This is a genomic window from Runella zeae DSM 19591, assembly GCF_000423565.1.
Lineage (GTDB): Bacteria > Bacteroidota > Bacteroidia > Cytophagales > Spirosomataceae > Runella > Runella zeae.
The window spans coordinates 29325-45071 of the sequence record NZ_AUIF01000057.1 but is presented as its reverse complement, the minus strand read 5'-3'; the positions used below and the strand labels follow the sequence as shown (position 1 = coordinate 45071).

Sequence of the window (15747 nt, the reverse complement as noted above, 5' to 3'; positions counted from 1 at the left end):
GGGTTATATGGTAGTTCCGCCGTCTACCGTAAATACAGCTCCTGTGGTATAAGCTGAAGCTTCTGATGCCAAGTACAGTACCAAGGCGGCTACTTCGTCGACGGTGCCCATGCGCGAAATGGGTAATCGCTTCGTAAAATGCGCCAATGTTTTGGGATCTTCCCAGAGCGCTTTGCTGAATTTGGTTTTGATAAGCCCCGGACACACAGCGTTGACCCTAATATCATCTTGTCCCCATTCTTTGGCAAAAACTTTGGTGAGCATATTGAGTGCGGCTTTACTCACACTATATATTCCCAGGCCGGGGTCTGGAGTAAGTGCCGCAATACTACTGATATTGATAATACTCCCCCCACCTCTCAGTTTCATGATAGGGTGTACCATTTTGCATAGCTGAAAAGGTGCTTTGACGTTAATATCCATGATTTTTTCATAGGCGCTATCTGGACAATCTACTGTAGGACCATAGTAAGGATTGGCAGCGGCGTTGTTGACCAATATATCAATACCACCGTAGATGTCGATAGTTTTGTCAAAAAGATGTTTGGTTTGAATTTCGTCGCCCATACGTGCTTCGATTGCAGTCACTTCTCCACCCTCCTGACGGATGTCATTTGCTAGCTGGTCAAGGTCAGCTTGGCGGCGACTACTGATGACGACCTTGGCGCCCACTTGGGCAAAAAAACGAGCACATTGCTCACCTATGCCTTTGCTTGCGCCTGTAATGAGGGCTACTTTGCCCGTTAGGTTAAAAAGTTCTAATGCTTGTGTATTCATGGATTGGTTTGTTGGATAAATTTTTGAAGGCCTTCCGCTGCTTTGGTTTGTATTTTTTCTTCCAAATAACGACTCCATCCCAATAGTTTTCCAGTAAAACCTAATGCTTGAGATGCCCATTCATAAAAACTAAAGTGGTCGTCGTGCCGTGAGATGAGTCCATCTTTAAACAAAAATTCTGCGTGTACGACATTTTTTACCAATCGTCCGGTGGAAGTAAAAGTGTAAGTAGCTACCCAATCGCAGCTGCCTTTTTGAGCATTGGCTTCAACATTGCTAAAAGTCATTTGAAAATCTTGACTACGACTTAGAAGCATTTGCCACATGAGTCCTGCTTCTGCGCCTTTTAACTTAGGAAATACAGGGTCTGAAAACCGAACATCTGGATGGTAGCATTGCTGCATAGTGAGATAATCCTTTTGTTGGAAGGCTGTATAAAAGCGCTCGATAAGTGCTTGATGAGGATGCATGATAGGAGACTTTATCGGTTCGAAAACAAATATCTAAAAGATGAGAATCTGTATTAAGTGGTTGTCAGCCCCCCATCCAAAACCAGCGTATGGCCTGTCATGAAAGAAGCAGCAGGAGATGCTACGTATAAAATGGCATCGGCGATTTCTTCGGGTTGGGCAAAACGCTTCATCGGAATGGCATTTTGCAAGGCGTCGAGGTAATTTGTATCGTCGTTGAGCATAGCTGCTTCTAGCATAGGCGTAAGCGTAAAAGCCGGACATACGGCATTGATACGAATGCCATGCTTGGCGTATTCGAGGGCAGCCGTGCGGGTGATACCTACTACGGCGTGTTTGCTGGCACTATAACCTACATGTCCTGCAAAACCATTGAGCCCTGCCACAGAAGCGATATTGACAATGTTGCCCTTTTTTTTAGCCAAAAAATGAGGAAGTACCGCTTGCATACAATTAAACAATCCTACTACATTGACTTCTAGTACTTGTCTGAAATCATGGAGGGCATAGCGCTCGGTACGTGTACGGGGTCCTAAGATACCAGCACTGTTGACCAGAATGTGAATGTCGCCAAACCGCCTCGTGCAGTCTTCAATCATGCGTTGAACATCTTCTACATCTCTGACGTCGATACGGGCGAAGGCCGCTTCTGTACCCAATTGAGTCAAGGTTTCTACTAGTTCGTCGCCTTCCTTTTCAGAAAGGTCTGCAACAAAAACTTTGGCTCCTTGCTGGGCAAATTTCAACGCAGCGGCTCGACCCAGTCCTGAGCAGCCGCCCGTGATGATGACTACTTGATTTTGGAAAATCATGCAATAAGTAGATAGAGTGAAAGGGTTTATTTTACAAGAGAAATGTTGTTGAATCAGTTTTTTGTACGATTTAGGCGTCTTTTTTGACTTTCTATAAGTACATATTATCATACTTCTGGATTAGAAGTATTTTTACGGCACGCATTTTGGTTATTTTTTTATTGTAAAACAAATTTTGGTTTAAAACCTAACACCCTATGGAGCAAAATTCACCCGAAAATAGCCGAGATGGTCTTCCACCTTTTATTAAAAATTGGCCTCAGATGTATGCTGTAGTAATTGGTACATTGTTTGTACTTATTGTGCTATTTTATCTGATGATGCGTTACTTTTCGTAATCCTCACCTTACTATTATTTTTCATCCCTAACCTTTTTACAAATGAGTTTTATCGATTGGCTTGTACTGATAGGAACCCTCAGTTTTATTGTCATTTATGGCATGTATCGTAGCCGTGGAAAACAAAACATTGAGGATTATCTTATCGCTAATCAATCTCTTCCTTGGTATCATGTGTGTTTTTCGGTAATGGCCACCCAAGCGAGTGCCATTACTTTTTTGTCTGCACCCGGACAAGGTTTTGCTGATGGTATGCGCTTTGTTCAGTTTTATTTTGGGCTTCCTTTAGCAATGGTGGTGCTGAGTATCACCTTTGTTCCGATATTTCATAGACTCAAAGTCTTTACTGCCTACGAATTCCTCGAAACTCGTTTTGACGGTCGGGTAAGGATATTTACAGTAATTCTTTTTTTGCTTTCGCGTGGCTTGTCTACGGGGCTTTCTATTTATGCACCTTCTATCATCCTTGCTACTATATTGGGGTGGGATTTGACTTGGACCAATATCTTAATGGGTACCGTCGTATTGGTATACACAGTTTCGGGTGGGACCAAAGCCATTTCTCATACGCATTTGCAACAGATGATCATCGTAACAGTGGCCATGTTTGTGGCAGGGTATATGGTGGTGCATTTATTGCCGGCTGAAGTAGGCTTTGTAGATGCTCTCAAAATCGCGGGAAAGGCCGGGCGTATCAATACCATCGATTTTCATTTTGACCCCAATAGCCGTTACAATCTTTGGTCGGGTTTGATTGGTGGCTTTTTTCTTCAATTGTCTTACTTTGGCACGGATCAGTCACAAGTCGGACGCTATTTGACAGGGCAGTCTATTGGGCAGAGCCGTTTGGGTTTGATGATGAATGGTCTACTCAAAATCCCGATGCAGTTTTTGATTTTGCTGGTAGGAATATTGGTTTTTGTGTATTATCAATACAATCCCGCCCCCTTGTTTTTTAATCAAGTCGAAATCGATAAACTAAAAAGTAGTCAATATGCGGCTGATTATGAGAGTCTTGAAACAAAGCATCAACGTTTGGTAAGTAATCAACGGGAGGCGGTTGATAATTTGGCTCAGGCCCTTGAAAAAGATCAATCGTCGGAAGTAGAGCGTTGGCAAAATACCATCAATGAAGCCGATAAAGCCAAAAAAGAGCTAAAAAGTGAAGCCGTGGCATTGATTAAAAAAAACAACCCCACGGCAGATACGAGCGATGTCAATTATGTCTTTTTGAGATTTGTACTGGATAGATTGCCTATTGGATTGATTGGACTCTTGATAGCGGTCATCTTTAGTGCATCTATGGGGTCGATTGCGGCGGCTTACAACTCACTTGCCTCTACGACGGTGATTGATATTTACAAGCGATTTTATCGTAAAGAAGGCTCAGAAAATCATTTTTTAAATGCTTCGCGTTTAGCCACGATTGGCTGGGGGATTTTCTGTGTGATAGTAGCTCAATATGCCAGTAAGCTAGGAAGTATGATTGAGGCCGTCAATATTTTAGGGTCGCTTTTTTATGGCGTTATTCTGGGGATATTTTTGGTCGCTTTTTATTTCAAAAAACTGGGAGGAAGGGCTACTTTCTGGGGGGCTGTACTCGCCGAAATCGCCGTGGTATTGTGTTGGTGGTTTGACCTAACGGCCTTTTTGTGGCTCAATGTTATCGGCTGCTTGTTGGTGATAGGTTTTGCCTGGGGATATCAACAAATAATGGGCAAAGAAAACAAAGTGGGTTGAGATCAAAGAATATAAGAAGTAATTTCTATAAACAGAAAATCCCGCGCCTAGGCGCGGGATTTTCTGTTTATAGAAGGCAAACTTAGCTATTTGTATTCAGTATCTACATCGGCCAAGATACGACCACAGTGTTCACACACAATGATTTTTTTCTTTTCCCGGATATCAGCTTGACGTTGAGGAGGAACCACGTTGAAACATCCACCACAAGCACCTCTTTTGACGGTTACGACACCCAAGCCATTGCCAGAGTTTGTACGGATTTTCATGTAAGACTTATAAAGACGGTCTTCTACTTTAGTAGCTTGAAGATCGCGTTTTTCTAACAATTTCTTTTCGTCTTCGTGGCTTTCAGAAGTGATGACGTCGAGCTCTTGTTTTTTAGCTTTAAGGTCTTCGCGGCGCTCTTTCAAAAGAGAATCAGTGGCTGAAATCTCTTCTTTCTTTGCTTTTATTTTAAAATCAGCTTCGCGTATTTTTTTCTCAGCCAATTCAATTTCGAGCGTTTGAAGTTCCATCTCTTTGGTGATGGCATCGTATTCACGGTTGTTGCGAACATTCATTTGTTGCTCCTTATAGCGAGCAATCAACTTCTCCGCATCTTTTTTGGCAGCTTTATGACGGCTTATTTCCTCATCAAGTGCACTGATTTCACTGTTAAACTTCCCGATGCGGGTCTCAAATCCCGCAATGTCATCTTCTAAATCTCTTACTTCTTCGGGCAAGTCCCCCCTAATTTTTTTGATGTCATCCAATTGAGAGTCAATTTCCTGCAATTTAAGCAGTAGGTCTAATTTCTGCGCAACGGTCAGTTCCATTCAGTATGTGCGTATTTACGATTTACAATTTGCGATTTATGAAATCTTATCAGATATGATAAAAAACTGGATTCGTGATTGTTTCTGACAAAATTGTCGCAAAATTAGTGAATTTTTTGGACAAATATCGATATAACAATTCTTTTGTAAAAACTTCGCTTTCATAGTGGCCAATATCACAAATAAGAATACGGCTGTCGGCATCGAAAAATTCGTGATATTTGTAATCAGAAGTAATAAAAACGTCGGCACCTGCTTGGATAGCATCCCGAAGCAAAAAACCTCCCGCGCCCCCGCAGACCGCTACTTTTTGAATGGTGTTTTTAATAAGAGCGGTATGTCGGATGATTTTTAACTGCATTTTTTGTTTGAGATATACTAAGAAATCTTCGCTTGAGAGAGCTTCAGATAAAGTGCCCACAGCTCCCGCACCCACTTCTTGGTTTTGATTTTGAAGTAACGTAAGATAGTGGGCTACTTCTTCATAAGGATGGGCTTGTTTTAGAGTAGCGATTACTTTGCTTTCAAGATAACTAGGAAAAATAACCTCAAGGCGGTGTTCAGTGACGGTTTCGTCTTGCCCCCTGTGACCAATATGAGGATTGGCGAGTTCGTTGGGGCGAAAAGTGCCCGTACCTTCTACCCTAAAACTACAATGGTCGTAGTTGCCGATTTGGCCTACACCCGCCTCATAAAGTGCATCGGCTACTTGCTGGGTAGCATCGATAGGTACAAAACACACTAACTTCATAAGTAGGTTGTTTTTGGGTGCCAAGATGCTGGGGTTTTGAAGGCCGAGGCGCTCCGCAATCATAAAATTGACACCTCCTACTACGTGATCGAGATTGGTATGAGTAGCATAAATAGCTACATCGTTTTTGATAGCTTTAATGACCGTACGTTCGACATAGTTGTTGCCGTTGAATTTTTTAAGGCCTTTAAAGACGATAGGGTGGTGGGCAACGATAAGATTACAGCCTTTGGCTAGAGCTTCTTCCACGACGGCTTCGGTGGCATCGAGTGTCACGAGTACACCCGTGACCTCCTGAGCGGGGTTTCCGACAATGAGGCCGGCATTGTCGTAGCTTTCTTGATAGGGAAGAGGGGCGATAGTTTCGAGAAAGGATGTAATTTCTTTAATTTTCGACATTTTTAATGATTTTGTAACTATTTAATAATCAGAATTATGATGGCGATTTAAGAATTTTTTTAGAAAAAAGCGTAATTTTCTTGCTAGAAAGTATTGCACTGAACGTTTAAAATACTACTTTTGCACCACTTTCAGCGAAACCAAAACGCAAAAAGTAAAAAAGTCCGGTAGTTCACAAAGCGTTTGGCGGTTGTTTTAGAATACATGCCTGTCACGCAAAGTTTGCAAAAGACAAAAAATAATTGGTCCGGTAGTTCACAAAGCGTTTGGCGGTTGTTTAGCATACATGCCTGTCACGTAAAGTTTACAAAAGACGAAAAATAATTGGTCCGGTAGTTCAGTTGGTTAGAATACATGCCTGTCACGCATGGGGTCGCGGGTTCGAGTCCCGTCCGGACCGCTAAAAACTTAAAAATACATGCTTGTCACGCATGGAGTTGCGGCGGTGCGACGTTTCGCTTCGAGTCCCGTCCGGACCGCCAACAAGGTTTTGAGTAACGTTCTTTTATTACATTTTGGTCCGGTAGTTCAGTTGGTTAGAATACATGCCTGTCACGCATGGGGTCGCGGGTTCGAGTCCCGTCCGGACCGCTAGGAAGCTCAGAGAAATCTGGGCTTTTTTTGTTTATATGGTGCTTTTGAGATAAGCTTGTCACGCATGGAGTTGGGGCGGTGCGACGACGCATTTACCGCTTTTGGGCTGATTATTTACACAATTATCTATTCTTTTTCCCTCAAAATCCACGTTACAGGCCTGTAACGTGGGTTTTGAGTTTTATATAGTATACATACAAATATGATAACTGGAGATAGAAATAGATAGGTGCTACTATATTTTAATTTTAAACGTAAGCGTAGTTACCTGCTGATTATCAAAACCTTTTGTAGGGTCGACACCCTTTACAAAATCCAGACCTACCTTTAAATCGCCAATATTGTTATTTTTCTTCTCTGCAAGTTTCAAGTTAAAGGATATTTTAAAAAACTCACTCTGGTTTTTTTCAGCATCGGTAGTCTGGTACAATAAACGACGATTTATATAGTCAGGAATAATCTCAACCCTATCCCATAACGTTAAATTTGCCGTGAGCCTGTAAGCCAAACGCCATACATCTCCGTTTGATGGAATATCTAAGGTATTTCTGTCTTCATATTCTACACCTGCATATATATCATAATAAAAACGTACAGTACTAGAGTCATTTTGAACCATTACTCCCGGCATTAGAAAAAATCTACATAAATTTCTATTAAATTCAGGCGAGAAATACAAACTCCCCTGTGTTCCTTCTGTCTTTTTTACGTTATCTTTTTTGTAATTTACTTTCGCCGAAAGGTAAGGCGTCCAGATACGATGTGCGTGCTTGTTTGAGGTGTCTAAAACATCCCAAAAAAATATTTGGAAATCTAATCCGCTAAATATAACATCCTGTTTATCTTTAAGAAGGGTATTTTTTTGCCATTCAAAAAAAGGTCGAAGCCGTGTATATTTTAAGTCCTTACTAAGAATGTTAACGCCTATTGCAAAACTATGGTTTATACTACTGGTATCATCTTTTGGAAAAACCAAGTTTACATAAGCTGCTTCTTCTTTCGCCAATTGGTTCTGAAAAGTTTGAACTACTGAAAAGCGTTCAAAAAACTTGTTTTGTGCTTCAGCTCCAAAAACAACCCAAAACAATACAAGTGTTATTCCTTTTTTCATGGCTTCAACTTGGTTAAAGTGAGCGCGTGCAATTCGCCGACAGTGTTAATTTTGTCCATATCGGTAGCCGTGATAAATTTCTTACTCCCCTTTTTATTAATAAATTGATTGATATGAATCCTCAGGTGCTCTATCTTATTAGAGGTCATACCGAGAGTGACAAGCCTATTTTCGGGTTTAATACTTCCCTGTGGCCTTCCCGTCAGGATAGAAATAGCGCGGGTAATCAGTGCCCACACCTCTGCGGCGAGTGAATCCTCAGTAAGGGATGCTTTCACTTCCGGGGCTACGCTCGTAAAAAACTTTTCGGTAAGTATATCCATTAATGCCTCCGACTTCTCAGTTGAAGTGTGCAGGTCGCCAATGAGTTGCTCAAGCTCCTGAGCCGTTAGTTCGATTCTGAGTTTATTTTCCATGAGTTGTTGAGTTATTAGTAAACTGATTTTCTTTATCAAATCTAATCACCTGCCTCCCAAGCTTTCAAGCATATTGCCCAAAAGATGCCGTTTTAGTTATCAAGTGGTAAAATAGCCGAAATCAGGCATAAAACTGGGCCGATTCTTTACGGGTCAAAGGGTCTGAAAAATGCCCTGAACAATGAAAAAATACACTTTTCTTATCTCAAAAAACAAGATATAGAAGCCGTTTTTACTATTTTGCGGTTTCATACTTCAATCAAATGAACAGAATTAAGGAAGTACTTGAAGAAAAGGGAATTAAGCAAACGTGGCTGGCGGAGCAGTTGGGCAAAAGCTACAACATGGTCAATGCCTACGTGCAAAACCGACAGCAACCACGGCTGGAAATTCTTTATGCGATTGCAAACCTATTGGACATTGATGTAAAAGACCTCATTATCTCTAACAAAGAAAATTGATACATGGAAGATAGAATGGATATGCGTTCACCCGATTTGGTGAATGAAAATTTTGAGAAATTGGCCGCCCTTTTTCCCCATTGCGTGACCGAAAGTGCCGAAGGAAAAGCCATTGATTTTGACTTATTGAAGCAAGAACTCAACCACGCCGTGGTAGAAGGCACCAAAGAACGCTACCGCCTGGAGTGGCCCGGTAAGCGCGAAGCTATCGTAACGGCCAACTTGCCCACCACCAAAACCCTGCGCCCCGTACGCGAAGACTCCGTAAACTTTGACACCACCGAAAACCTCTACATAGAAGGCGACAACCTCGAAGTGCTCAAACTCTTGCAGGAAAGCTACCTGAACAAAATAAAAATGATCTACATCGACCCGCCTTACAATACAGGCAAAGACTTTGTTTATCAAGACAATTTTACAGGAGATAAAGTAAAAGAACTTTTTGAAAGCGGCCAAAAAGACGAATATAACCAACGCTTAATAGCCAATCCAGAAACCGCTGGCCGTTACCATTCCGATTGGTTATCAATGATGTACACACGATTAAAGTTGGCAAGAAACCTTCTCACCAATGATGGTGTGATATTTATATCAATTGATGATCATGAGATTCATAATTTAAGGAAGATTTGTGATGAAATTTTAGGGGAAGATAATTGGTTAGGTACTATCATTTGGAATAATGCAACAGATAATAATCCAACTCAGATAGCTATTGAGCATGAATATATCTTAGTTTTTGCCAAAAATAAAAATTTGCTTGCTCCTGTTTGGAAAAGTAAAATTTCGGACGTAAAAAATTTGTTAATTAAAATCGGGAAAGAGTTAAATTCTACATACGAAAACCATGATGATTTGCAGCAGGCTTATACTAAGTGGTTTAGAGAACATAAACATGAATTATGGCCGTTAGATAGATATAAATATATTGATAAAGATGGGATTTATACAGGCAGCCAAAGTGTCCACAATCCAGGTAGGGAAGGTTATCGTTATGACATTATTCACCCTGTAACTCAAAAACCATGTCAACAGCCTCTAATGGGTTATAGATTTCCTCCTTCAACTATTGAAGATTTATTAGCTAAAGGTAAAATATTATTTGGTGATGATGAATCTAAAATAATTGAACTAAAGCTCTATGCTTCTGAATATTCAGAAAAATTGAGCAGTATTGTTGAGTTTGATGGGCGAATCGGCTCTTATGATTTAAAAAACGTTTTTACTGGTTCAAAAAGGATTTTTACAAATCCTAAACCAGTAAAATTCTTGTCTCAATTTTTTGATTTTATTTTAAAAGATAAAGATTTACTTCTTGATTTTTTTGCAGGCTCATCCTCTTCTGCCCATGCATTATTACAGTTAAATACTGAAGATAAAGGTAAGAGGAAATTTATTTTGGTTCAAGTTCCTGAAGAAACAGACGAAAAAAGTGAAGCTTACAAATCAGGCTATAAAAATATTTGTGAGATAGGAAAAGAACGTATTCGTAGAGCTGCGAAGCAAATAGTAAATGAAAAAGTGTCACTTCTTACTGCCAAAAAAAACGAATTGGACAAGGCGCTGAATGGGCAATTATCTTTAATGGAAGACCCTAAAATAGAAGAATTAAAAGAAGAAATCGCCGATTTGCAATCAAGCATTGACAACTTAGACACGGGCTTCCGAGTATATCGCCTTGCCGATAGCAACATGCAGGATGTGTACTACAAACCGCAGGAATATTCGCAGCGTACTTTAGATATGTTTGCCGATAACGTAAAGCCCGACCGTACAGCCGATGATTTACTGGCTCAAGTGATGCTGGATTGGGGCCTGCCGCTGAGCCTCAAAATAGAGCAAACGACCGTTTTTGGTAAGCGGGTATTTAAAGTAGCCGAAAATTCTCTCTATGCCTGCTTTGATAGAGGCATTGATGAAGCCTTTGCCAAAGAGATAGCCAAGGATCGTCCGTTGCGTATTGTATTCCGCGATAGTGGCTTTAAAGACGATACCGCCAAAGTGAACGTAAAGCAATTGTTGAAACAGCTCAGTCCTGATACTGAAATGAAAGTGCTCTGATGTTCACAAATTTGGTTTGTTCATTTATTTTGAACATTGTATATTTGTGAACAAACATACCTATCATGGAAGAGACGCTATCTGAAAACATCCCGGAAGCTTTTAAAGCAAACACCGGGTTTGACTGCCAATGGATTGATAAAAGGGGTCAAACGGGTCCATTTTTAGAGTTGACCATCAACGGGAAATCGCTTCGGTTCAGAGCAGACGTAAAGAAAAGAGTACAGCACGTGCCCATTGGACGCGCCGAAGGCTTCTTTCCTTTGATACTGTTGGCTCAACAAATACCCCCTGCCATTCGCCAGGGCTTACGAGAAAACCGTATCGCCTACATCGAAGAAAGCGGGAATGCCTACATCAACCACAACGGGGTGTTTGTCTGGATAGAAGGAATGAAAGCCCTTACCGTCAAAAAAGAGACCGGAAACCGAGCTTTTACCAAAACAGGGCTAAAAGTGCTGTTTCAATTGTGGCAGAATCCTGAGTTGGTCAACGAGCCGCAACGCATCATTGCCGAAAAAACCGGTGTGGCTTTAGGAAACATCCCACAGGTGATAGAGGGGCTGACCAAGCTTAAATTTTTGCTCCCTTATACCAAAGGAAAATACATATGGGACAATCGTAAAGGGCTGCTGGATAAATTTATCGAAAACTATGAGTTAGTCCTAAAACCCAAACTTGCCTTAGGCCGATATACCTGTAAATCAGACTGGAGAACACTGCCACTAAAGGCCACAACCGTATGGGGAGGAGAGCCGGCAGGGGAGCTGTTGACAAACTATCTGCGAGCGGAGAAACTGACGCTTTATACCAAGGAAAGCCGAAATGAATTGATCAGAAACTACCGAATAGTTCCGGATGCCAAAGGTGAAATATACGTGTATGAGGCTTTCTGGGAGGTAGAACAATTCAAAACCGCTCCTCCACTCATTGTCTATGCCGATTTAGTATTGGAAGGCGGCAAGCGAAATACGGAAACCGCGCAAATGATCTATCATGAATTTATCGAACCAAACCTATAAAGAACTGGCCATCCCCTACTTCAGGGAGGTGTTCGATCAGATTGATGAAGTCATGTCGGAACTTCAGGTACCATTCTATTTGATTGGAGCCAATGCCATTGCCCTTCAACTGTTGAAGCAAGGCATCTTACCCGGGCGTTCTACCAAAGACATTGATTTTGCCGTCATGGTCTCCGATATGCCGCAGTATGAGCAAATTGTAGCCGAGCTGGAAAAAAGAAAATTTGAAAAAATATCAGCGCCTTGGACCTTCTATTACGCTGACAAAAACGCTGTGATAGATATTTTGCCTTTTGGAGAAATTGCGCAAAACGATACAGTCCGGTTTGCAAAAATGTACTCGTACTTACATGTTTTGGGATTTACAGAAGTGCTTCAGAATGCCGAACAGGTACATATAGAGGAAAAAGTAATAGGTATTCCGACGTTGCCGGGAATGGTATTGTTGAAGCTGGTGGCTTGGAGCGACCGCCCGGAAGAGCGTGAAAATGATATAGCCGACATCCTGAAAATCATAGACCATTATTATGATTTGAATGAAGAGGAGATACTGGACCATTACCACGACACATTTTTAGAATCGGAGGAGTTTGACCGACTGAAAATTGCCGCTGAAGTTTTGGGAAGAAAAGCCGTATTCTTCATTAGGCAAAATGAAGCACTCTTTGGCAGAATATCCGGTCTTATTGAAACGCAGCTAAGGACGCCGGAGACTTCACCTATCGCTCAAAGGTGGGCACAAATAAAGGGTTGGGAAATAAGTTACAGCGTAGAAGTACTGAGCGCTTTTCAAAAAGGCCTGAAATACACGAATAAAAAATCGTTTGATACACTGACAGGTAAAATGAAGTTACAATTTAAAGAGCAGGACTTTCAGGTTCAGGCGGTAAAAGCCATTGTTGATTGCTTTGCGGGACAGCCCCTCAAAACCAACCGATTTACGTTGGAAAGAGCAAAAGATTTATTGAGAAAAGCTAAAATAGCCGCCGCCGGAGGGGCTCCACAGGCAGAAGTTGTGGTATTGGAAGAAATAGGCTACCGCAACAGCCCCATTCAACTTTCCGACTCACAAATACTCAAAAACATTCAGGCAGTACAGCAGCAAAACGACCTGCACGAAAGTCAACAGATAGAGCGCCCCAAGGGAGTACATTTAGGCTACAACTTCACCATTGAAATGGAAACGGGTACGGGAAAAACCTATACCTACATCCGCACCATGTATGATCTTCACAAACAATACGGCTGGAGTAAGTACATTGTCATAGTGCCGAGTATTGCCATTCGGGAAGGAGTTTTAAAGTCGTTTGAAGTCACCCAAGACCACTTTCAGGAGCTGTACGGGCACAAAATCAGCCCCTTTATTTATAATTCAGGCCGCCCTCAGGACATAGAAAATTTTGCGTCCGACAGTCGCATCAGCGTCATGATTATCAATACGCAGGCCTTCAATGCAAACGGCGCCGATGCCCGAAGAATTTATCAGGAACTGGACCAATTTGGTACCCGCAAACCGATTGATATTATTGCCCAAACCAATCCTATCCTGATCATTGACGAGCCGCAATCTGTGGATGGAGACAAAACCCTCAGAAGTATGCAAGACTTCAATCCGTTGTTTACGCTGCGCTATTCAGCCACCCACAAAGTAGAATACAACAAAGTGTTTCGATTGGATGCCCTGGATGCCTACAACAAACGCCTCGTGAAGAAAATACAGGTAAAGGGCATCAGTCTGAAAGGTTCTACCGGTACCACCGGCTACCTGTATTTGGAGCAAATCAGCCTTAGTACCACCAAACCGCCCTTTGCCGTGGTGGAATTTGAAAAAAGAGCAGGCGAAGGAATCAAAAAAGTGCGGCAGAAATTAAGTGAAGGAGCCAACCTTTATGAACTTTCGGGCAATATTCCCGCGTACAAAAACCAGACAATCACCGAAATAAACGGTTATCTCAACAAAGTAGTCGTTGGTGGCGAGGACATTTACCCCGGCGATATTCATAATGATAAAGATGAAAGTACTTTTCGCAGAGTGCAGATACGGGAATGTATCAAGTCACACCTGCAAAAGGAGAAACAACTCTTTGAAAGTGGTGTTAAAGTGCTTTCCCTTTTCTTCATTGATTCAGTTGAAAAATACCGGGTATATGATGACGCAGGTGAGCAGGCGTTGGGAGAATACGCCAAAATCTTTGAAGAGGAGTACAATCTCGTCCGCAGTGATTTCTTAGACCTTTTTCAGCAGGAATACAACGAGTACCTTCATGCTACCGATCCAAGTCAAGTGCATAGAGGCTATATGCCAAGCAGTTATGAAGAATACCTGAAGCGAGATGAAGCGCACAGGATACACGAAGGGTATTTTTCCATTGATAAAAAGGGCAAATCCATTGACCCAACCTTAAAGAAAGGAAGTGAAGAATCGGATGATATTTCAGCTTACGATCTCATTATGAAGGATAAAGAGCGCCTGATGAGTTTTGAGGAACCCGTACGGTTTATCTTCTCTCACTCTGCTCTGAAAGAAGGCTGGGACAATCCTAACGTATTTCAGATATGCGCCTTGAAAAATGCTGACAGTGGAAGCCAAACCCGAAGAAGACAGGAGGTGGGACGGGGGATGCGCTTGTGTGTCAACGCCAACGGGAATCGCTTAGACTTTGAAGCCGTAGGCGACCAAGTACACGAAATAAACAAACTTACGGTCATTGCTTCAGAAAGTTATGAAGCATTTGCCAGAGGCTTACAGCAGGAGATTGCGGCCACCCTCAAAGACCGCCCGCAAAAAGCGGAAGTAAAGTATTTTGTGGGAAAGGTGGTACGCAATGAAAAAGAAGAAGAATACCGACTTACCGAAGACGATGCCAAAAAGTTGAATAAACTGCTCTATAAGCACGATATAATCGACGACGATGATAAAATTACGCCTGAGGGCAGAGAGTTGATAGAGCAAAATAAAGTCCCCCTACCCGAAAAACTAGAGCACTTTAGAGATTCTGTCGTTAAGTTGCTTAGGTCAGTCTATACGGGAGAAGCATTTAAGGCAGTAGATGAAAGGCAGACCATTGTACTCAACACCAATCAAAACTTCAAAAAGAAAGAATTTCAGGCACTTTGGGAAAAAATCAACCTAAAAAGTATCTATGAAGTACAGTTTGATTCTGAAAAGCTGATACACGACAGCAAAGTCAGAATCAACGCCCAGCTGCATATTGGTGACCGAGCTTATGAGGTTAAAACGGGGGAGTTACAGGATGGTACCAAAGAGCAAATGCAGGAAGGCTCTTTGATTAAAGAATCAGAACGGCAAAGTCTTAAACTTAAAAACGACCTGTACACCAACGCAGTGTACGACATTGTGGGTGAAATAGAAGTTCGTACTCATTTAACCAGAGCCACTATTGTGGCAATCCTGAAAGCAATCAAAGAGGAAAAGTTTCTACTGCTGCGCAAGAACCCCGAAGAATTCATTGCCAAGTGCAGCCGGCTCATCAACGATGTAAAGGCGAGCCTGATTATCAACAACATTGTTTATCATAAAATTGAAGAAAGGCATGACGCCAAAACCGTATTTGCCAACGATAAATCGGTACTTCGGAATGCCGAATTATTGAAAAAGCACATATATGATTACCTCAATTCCGATTCTGCCATTGAATCAGATTTTGCAAAAGCACTGGAAAACAGCACAGAGGTGGTAGTCTACGCCAAACTGCCCAAAAGCTTTTATATTTCTACACCGGTGGCCAATTACAGTCCCGACTGGGCGATTGTTTTTGATAAAGAAAAAGTACGCCACATTTATTTTGTGACCGAAACCAAAGGTACAGACTCTGACATGGAACTGCGAGAAATAGAAAAGCTTAAAATTCATTGTGCTACCGAGCACTTTAAAGAAATAAGTGCCGGAGAAGTTAAATTTGAGAAAATAAGCAGTTATGGAAAGCTGATGGACATTGTACAATTGAAGTAGTCGT

Annotated in this window: 13 protein-coding genes and 2 tRNA genes; 8 read left to right on the top strand and 7 right to left on the bottom strand. The window is 41.7% G+C overall.

Annotated elements, in window-relative coordinates:
• Positions 1–3: 3 nt before the first annotated feature.
• From G563_RS0115530 to G563_RS0115520, 3 genes are read right to left on the bottom strand one after another with little or no spacing between them, the layout of a single operon-like run.
• Entirely contained in the window at positions 4–777 is a 774-nt protein-coding gene (locus G563_RS0115530; RefSeq protein WP_028666127.1) for an SDR family NAD(P)-dependent oxidoreductase, read from the bottom strand.
• A complete protein-coding gene (locus G563_RS0115525) occupies positions 774–1247 on the bottom strand; it encodes a nuclear transport factor 2 family protein (RefSeq protein ID WP_028666126.1) in 474 nt (157 codons plus the stop codon). Before G563_RS0115525 ends, G563_RS0115530 begins: the two co-directional genes overlap by 4 nt.
• A gap of 53 nt (positions 1248–1300) precedes the next feature.
• Positions 1301–2059 carry an SDR family NAD(P)-dependent oxidoreductase gene (locus tag G563_RS0115520; RefSeq protein ID WP_028666125.1) on the bottom strand — a complete coding sequence of 253 codons (759 nt, stop codon included), beginning with the start codon at positions 2057–2059 and terminating at the stop codon, positions 1301–1303.
• Between the two features lie 197 nt (positions 2060–2256).
• On the opposite strand from G563_RS0115520, the gene G563_RS38450 reads away from it, so the two are divergent.
• Positions 2257–2397: a hypothetical protein gene (locus tag G563_RS38450; protein WP_169579765.1), complete on the top strand. Its 141-nt coding sequence runs from the start codon at positions 2257–2259 to the stop codon at positions 2395–2397.
• Between the two features lie 42 nt (positions 2398–2439).
• Positions 2440–4137, top strand: a complete 1698-nt coding sequence (locus G563_RS0115510; protein ID WP_028666124.1) for a sodium:solute symporter family protein — start codon at positions 2440–2442, stop codon at positions 4135–4137.
• 86 nt (positions 4138–4223) lie between these two features.
• Here G563_RS0115510 and G563_RS0115505 read toward each other — a convergent pair whose 3' ends face one another.
• Complete coding sequence (locus G563_RS0115505) at positions 4224–4955, bottom strand: zinc ribbon domain-containing protein (RefSeq protein ID WP_028666123.1); 732 nt, start codon at positions 4953–4955, stop codon at positions 4224–4226.
• Positions 4956–5004: 49 nt separating this feature from the next.
• A complete protein-coding gene (locus G563_RS0115500) occupies positions 5005–6105 on the bottom strand; it encodes a Nif3-like dinuclear metal center hexameric protein (protein WP_028666122.1) in 1101 nt (366 codons plus the stop codon).
• A gap of 326 nt (positions 6106–6431) precedes the next feature.
• On the opposite strand from G563_RS0115500, the gene G563_RS0115490 reads away from it, so the two are divergent.
• Together G563_RS0115490 and G563_RS0115485 are read left to right on the top strand one after the other, a co-directional pair.
• Positions 6432–6505: transfer RNA gene (locus G563_RS0115490), tRNA-Asp, on the top strand.
• A 117-nt stretch (positions 6506–6622) separates the two neighbouring features.
• Positions 6623–6696, top strand: a tRNA-Asp gene (locus G563_RS0115485).
• A 238-nt stretch (positions 6697–6934) separates the two neighbouring features.
• On the opposite strand, the gene G563_RS0115480 is transcribed toward G563_RS0115485, so the two are convergent.
• Both G563_RS0115480 and G563_RS0115475 read right to left on the bottom strand, forming a co-directional pair.
• The gene (locus tag G563_RS0115480) at positions 6935–7810 is read right to left on the bottom strand and encodes a hypothetical protein (RefSeq protein ID WP_028666121.1); all 876 of its coding nucleotides are present in this window, start codon (positions 7808–7810) and stop codon (positions 6935–6937) included.
• Entirely contained in the window at positions 7807–8226 is a 420-nt protein-coding gene (locus G563_RS0115475) for a hypothetical protein (RefSeq protein ID WP_037327046.1), read from the bottom strand. The genes G563_RS0115480 and G563_RS0115475 overlap by 4 nt, the downstream gene beginning before the upstream one ends.
• Positions 8227–8489: 263 nt before the next feature.
• Here G563_RS0115475 and G563_RS0115470 point away from each other — a divergent pair, with 263 nt between their 5' ends.
• The 4 genes from G563_RS0115470 to G563_RS0115455 all read left to right on the top strand — a co-directional run bounded on the left by G563_RS0115470 (position 8490) and on the right by G563_RS0115455 (position 15743).
• The gene (locus G563_RS0115470; RefSeq protein ID WP_028666119.1) at positions 8490–8687 is read left to right on the top strand and encodes a helix-turn-helix transcriptional regulator; all 198 of its coding nucleotides are present in this window, start codon (positions 8490–8492) and stop codon (positions 8685–8687) included.
• Between the two features lie 3 nt (positions 8688–8690).
• Positions 8691–10748 carry a site-specific DNA-methyltransferase gene (locus G563_RS0115465; RefSeq protein ID WP_028666118.1) on the top strand — a complete coding sequence of 686 codons (2058 nt, stop codon included), beginning with the start codon at positions 8691–8693 and terminating at the stop codon, positions 10746–10748.
• Between the two features lie 65 nt (positions 10749–10813).
• Entirely contained in the window at positions 10814–11770 is a 957-nt protein-coding gene (locus tag G563_RS0115460; RefSeq protein ID WP_028666117.1) for a type IV toxin-antitoxin system AbiEi family antitoxin, read from the top strand.
• Positions 11745–15743 (top strand): restriction endonuclease, encoded by a 3999-nt coding sequence (locus tag G563_RS0115455; protein ID WP_157585364.1) that lies wholly within the window; start codon positions 11745–11747, stop codon positions 15741–15743. The genes G563_RS0115460 and G563_RS0115455 overlap by 26 nt, the downstream gene beginning before the upstream one ends.
• The last annotated feature ends 4 nt before the right edge of the window (positions 15744–15747 follow it).

Excerpts from the sequence above, each read along its gene's own strand:
- G563_RS0115465 (WP_028666118.1), top strand. The coding sequence starts at position 8,691 with ATGGAAGATAGAATGGATATGCGTTCACCCGATTTGGTGAATGAAAAT.
- G563_RS0115530 (WP_028666127.1), bottom strand. The coding sequence starts at position 777 with ATGAATACACAAGCATTAGAACTTTTTAACCTAACGGGCAAAGTAGCC.
- G563_RS0115475 (WP_037327046.1), bottom strand. The coding sequence starts at position 8,226 with ATGGAAAATAAACTCAGAATCGAACTAACGGCTCAGGAGCTTGAGCAA.
- G563_RS0115525 (WP_028666126.1), bottom strand. The coding sequence starts at position 1,247 with ATGCATCCTCATCAAGCACTTATCGAGCGCTTTTATACAGCCTTCCAA.
- G563_RS0115470 (WP_028666119.1), top strand. The coding sequence starts at position 8,490 with ATGAACAGAATTAAGGAAGTACTTGAAGAAAAGGGAATTAAGCAAACG.
- G563_RS38450 (WP_169579765.1), top strand. The coding sequence starts at position 2,257 with ATGGAGCAAAATTCACCCGAAAATAGCCGAGATGGTCTTCCACCTTTT.
- G563_RS0115510 (WP_028666124.1), top strand. The coding sequence starts at position 2,440 with ATGAGTTTTATCGATTGGCTTGTACTGATAGGAACCCTCAGTTTTATT.
- G563_RS0115480 (WP_028666121.1), bottom strand. The coding sequence starts at position 7,810 with ATGAAAAAAGGAATAACACTTGTATTGTTTTGGGTTGTTTTTGGAGCT.
- G563_RS0115500 (WP_028666122.1), bottom strand. The coding sequence starts at position 6,105 with ATGTCGAAAATTAAAGAAATTACATCCTTTCTCGAAACTATCGCCCCT.
- G563_RS0115455 (WP_157585364.1), top strand. The coding sequence starts at position 11,745 with ATGAATTTATCGAACCAAACCTATAAAGAACTGGCCATCCCCTACTTC.
- G563_RS0115505 (WP_028666123.1), bottom strand. The coding sequence starts at position 4,955 with ATGGAACTGACCGTTGCGCAGAAATTAGACCTACTGCTTAAATTGCAG.
- G563_RS0115460 (WP_028666117.1), top strand. The coding sequence starts at position 10,814 with ATGGAAGAGACGCTATCTGAAAACATCCCGGAAGCTTTTAAAGCAAAC.
- G563_RS0115520 (WP_028666125.1), bottom strand. The coding sequence starts at position 2,059 with ATGATTTTCCAAAATCAAGTAGTCATCATCACGGGCGGCTGCTCAGGA.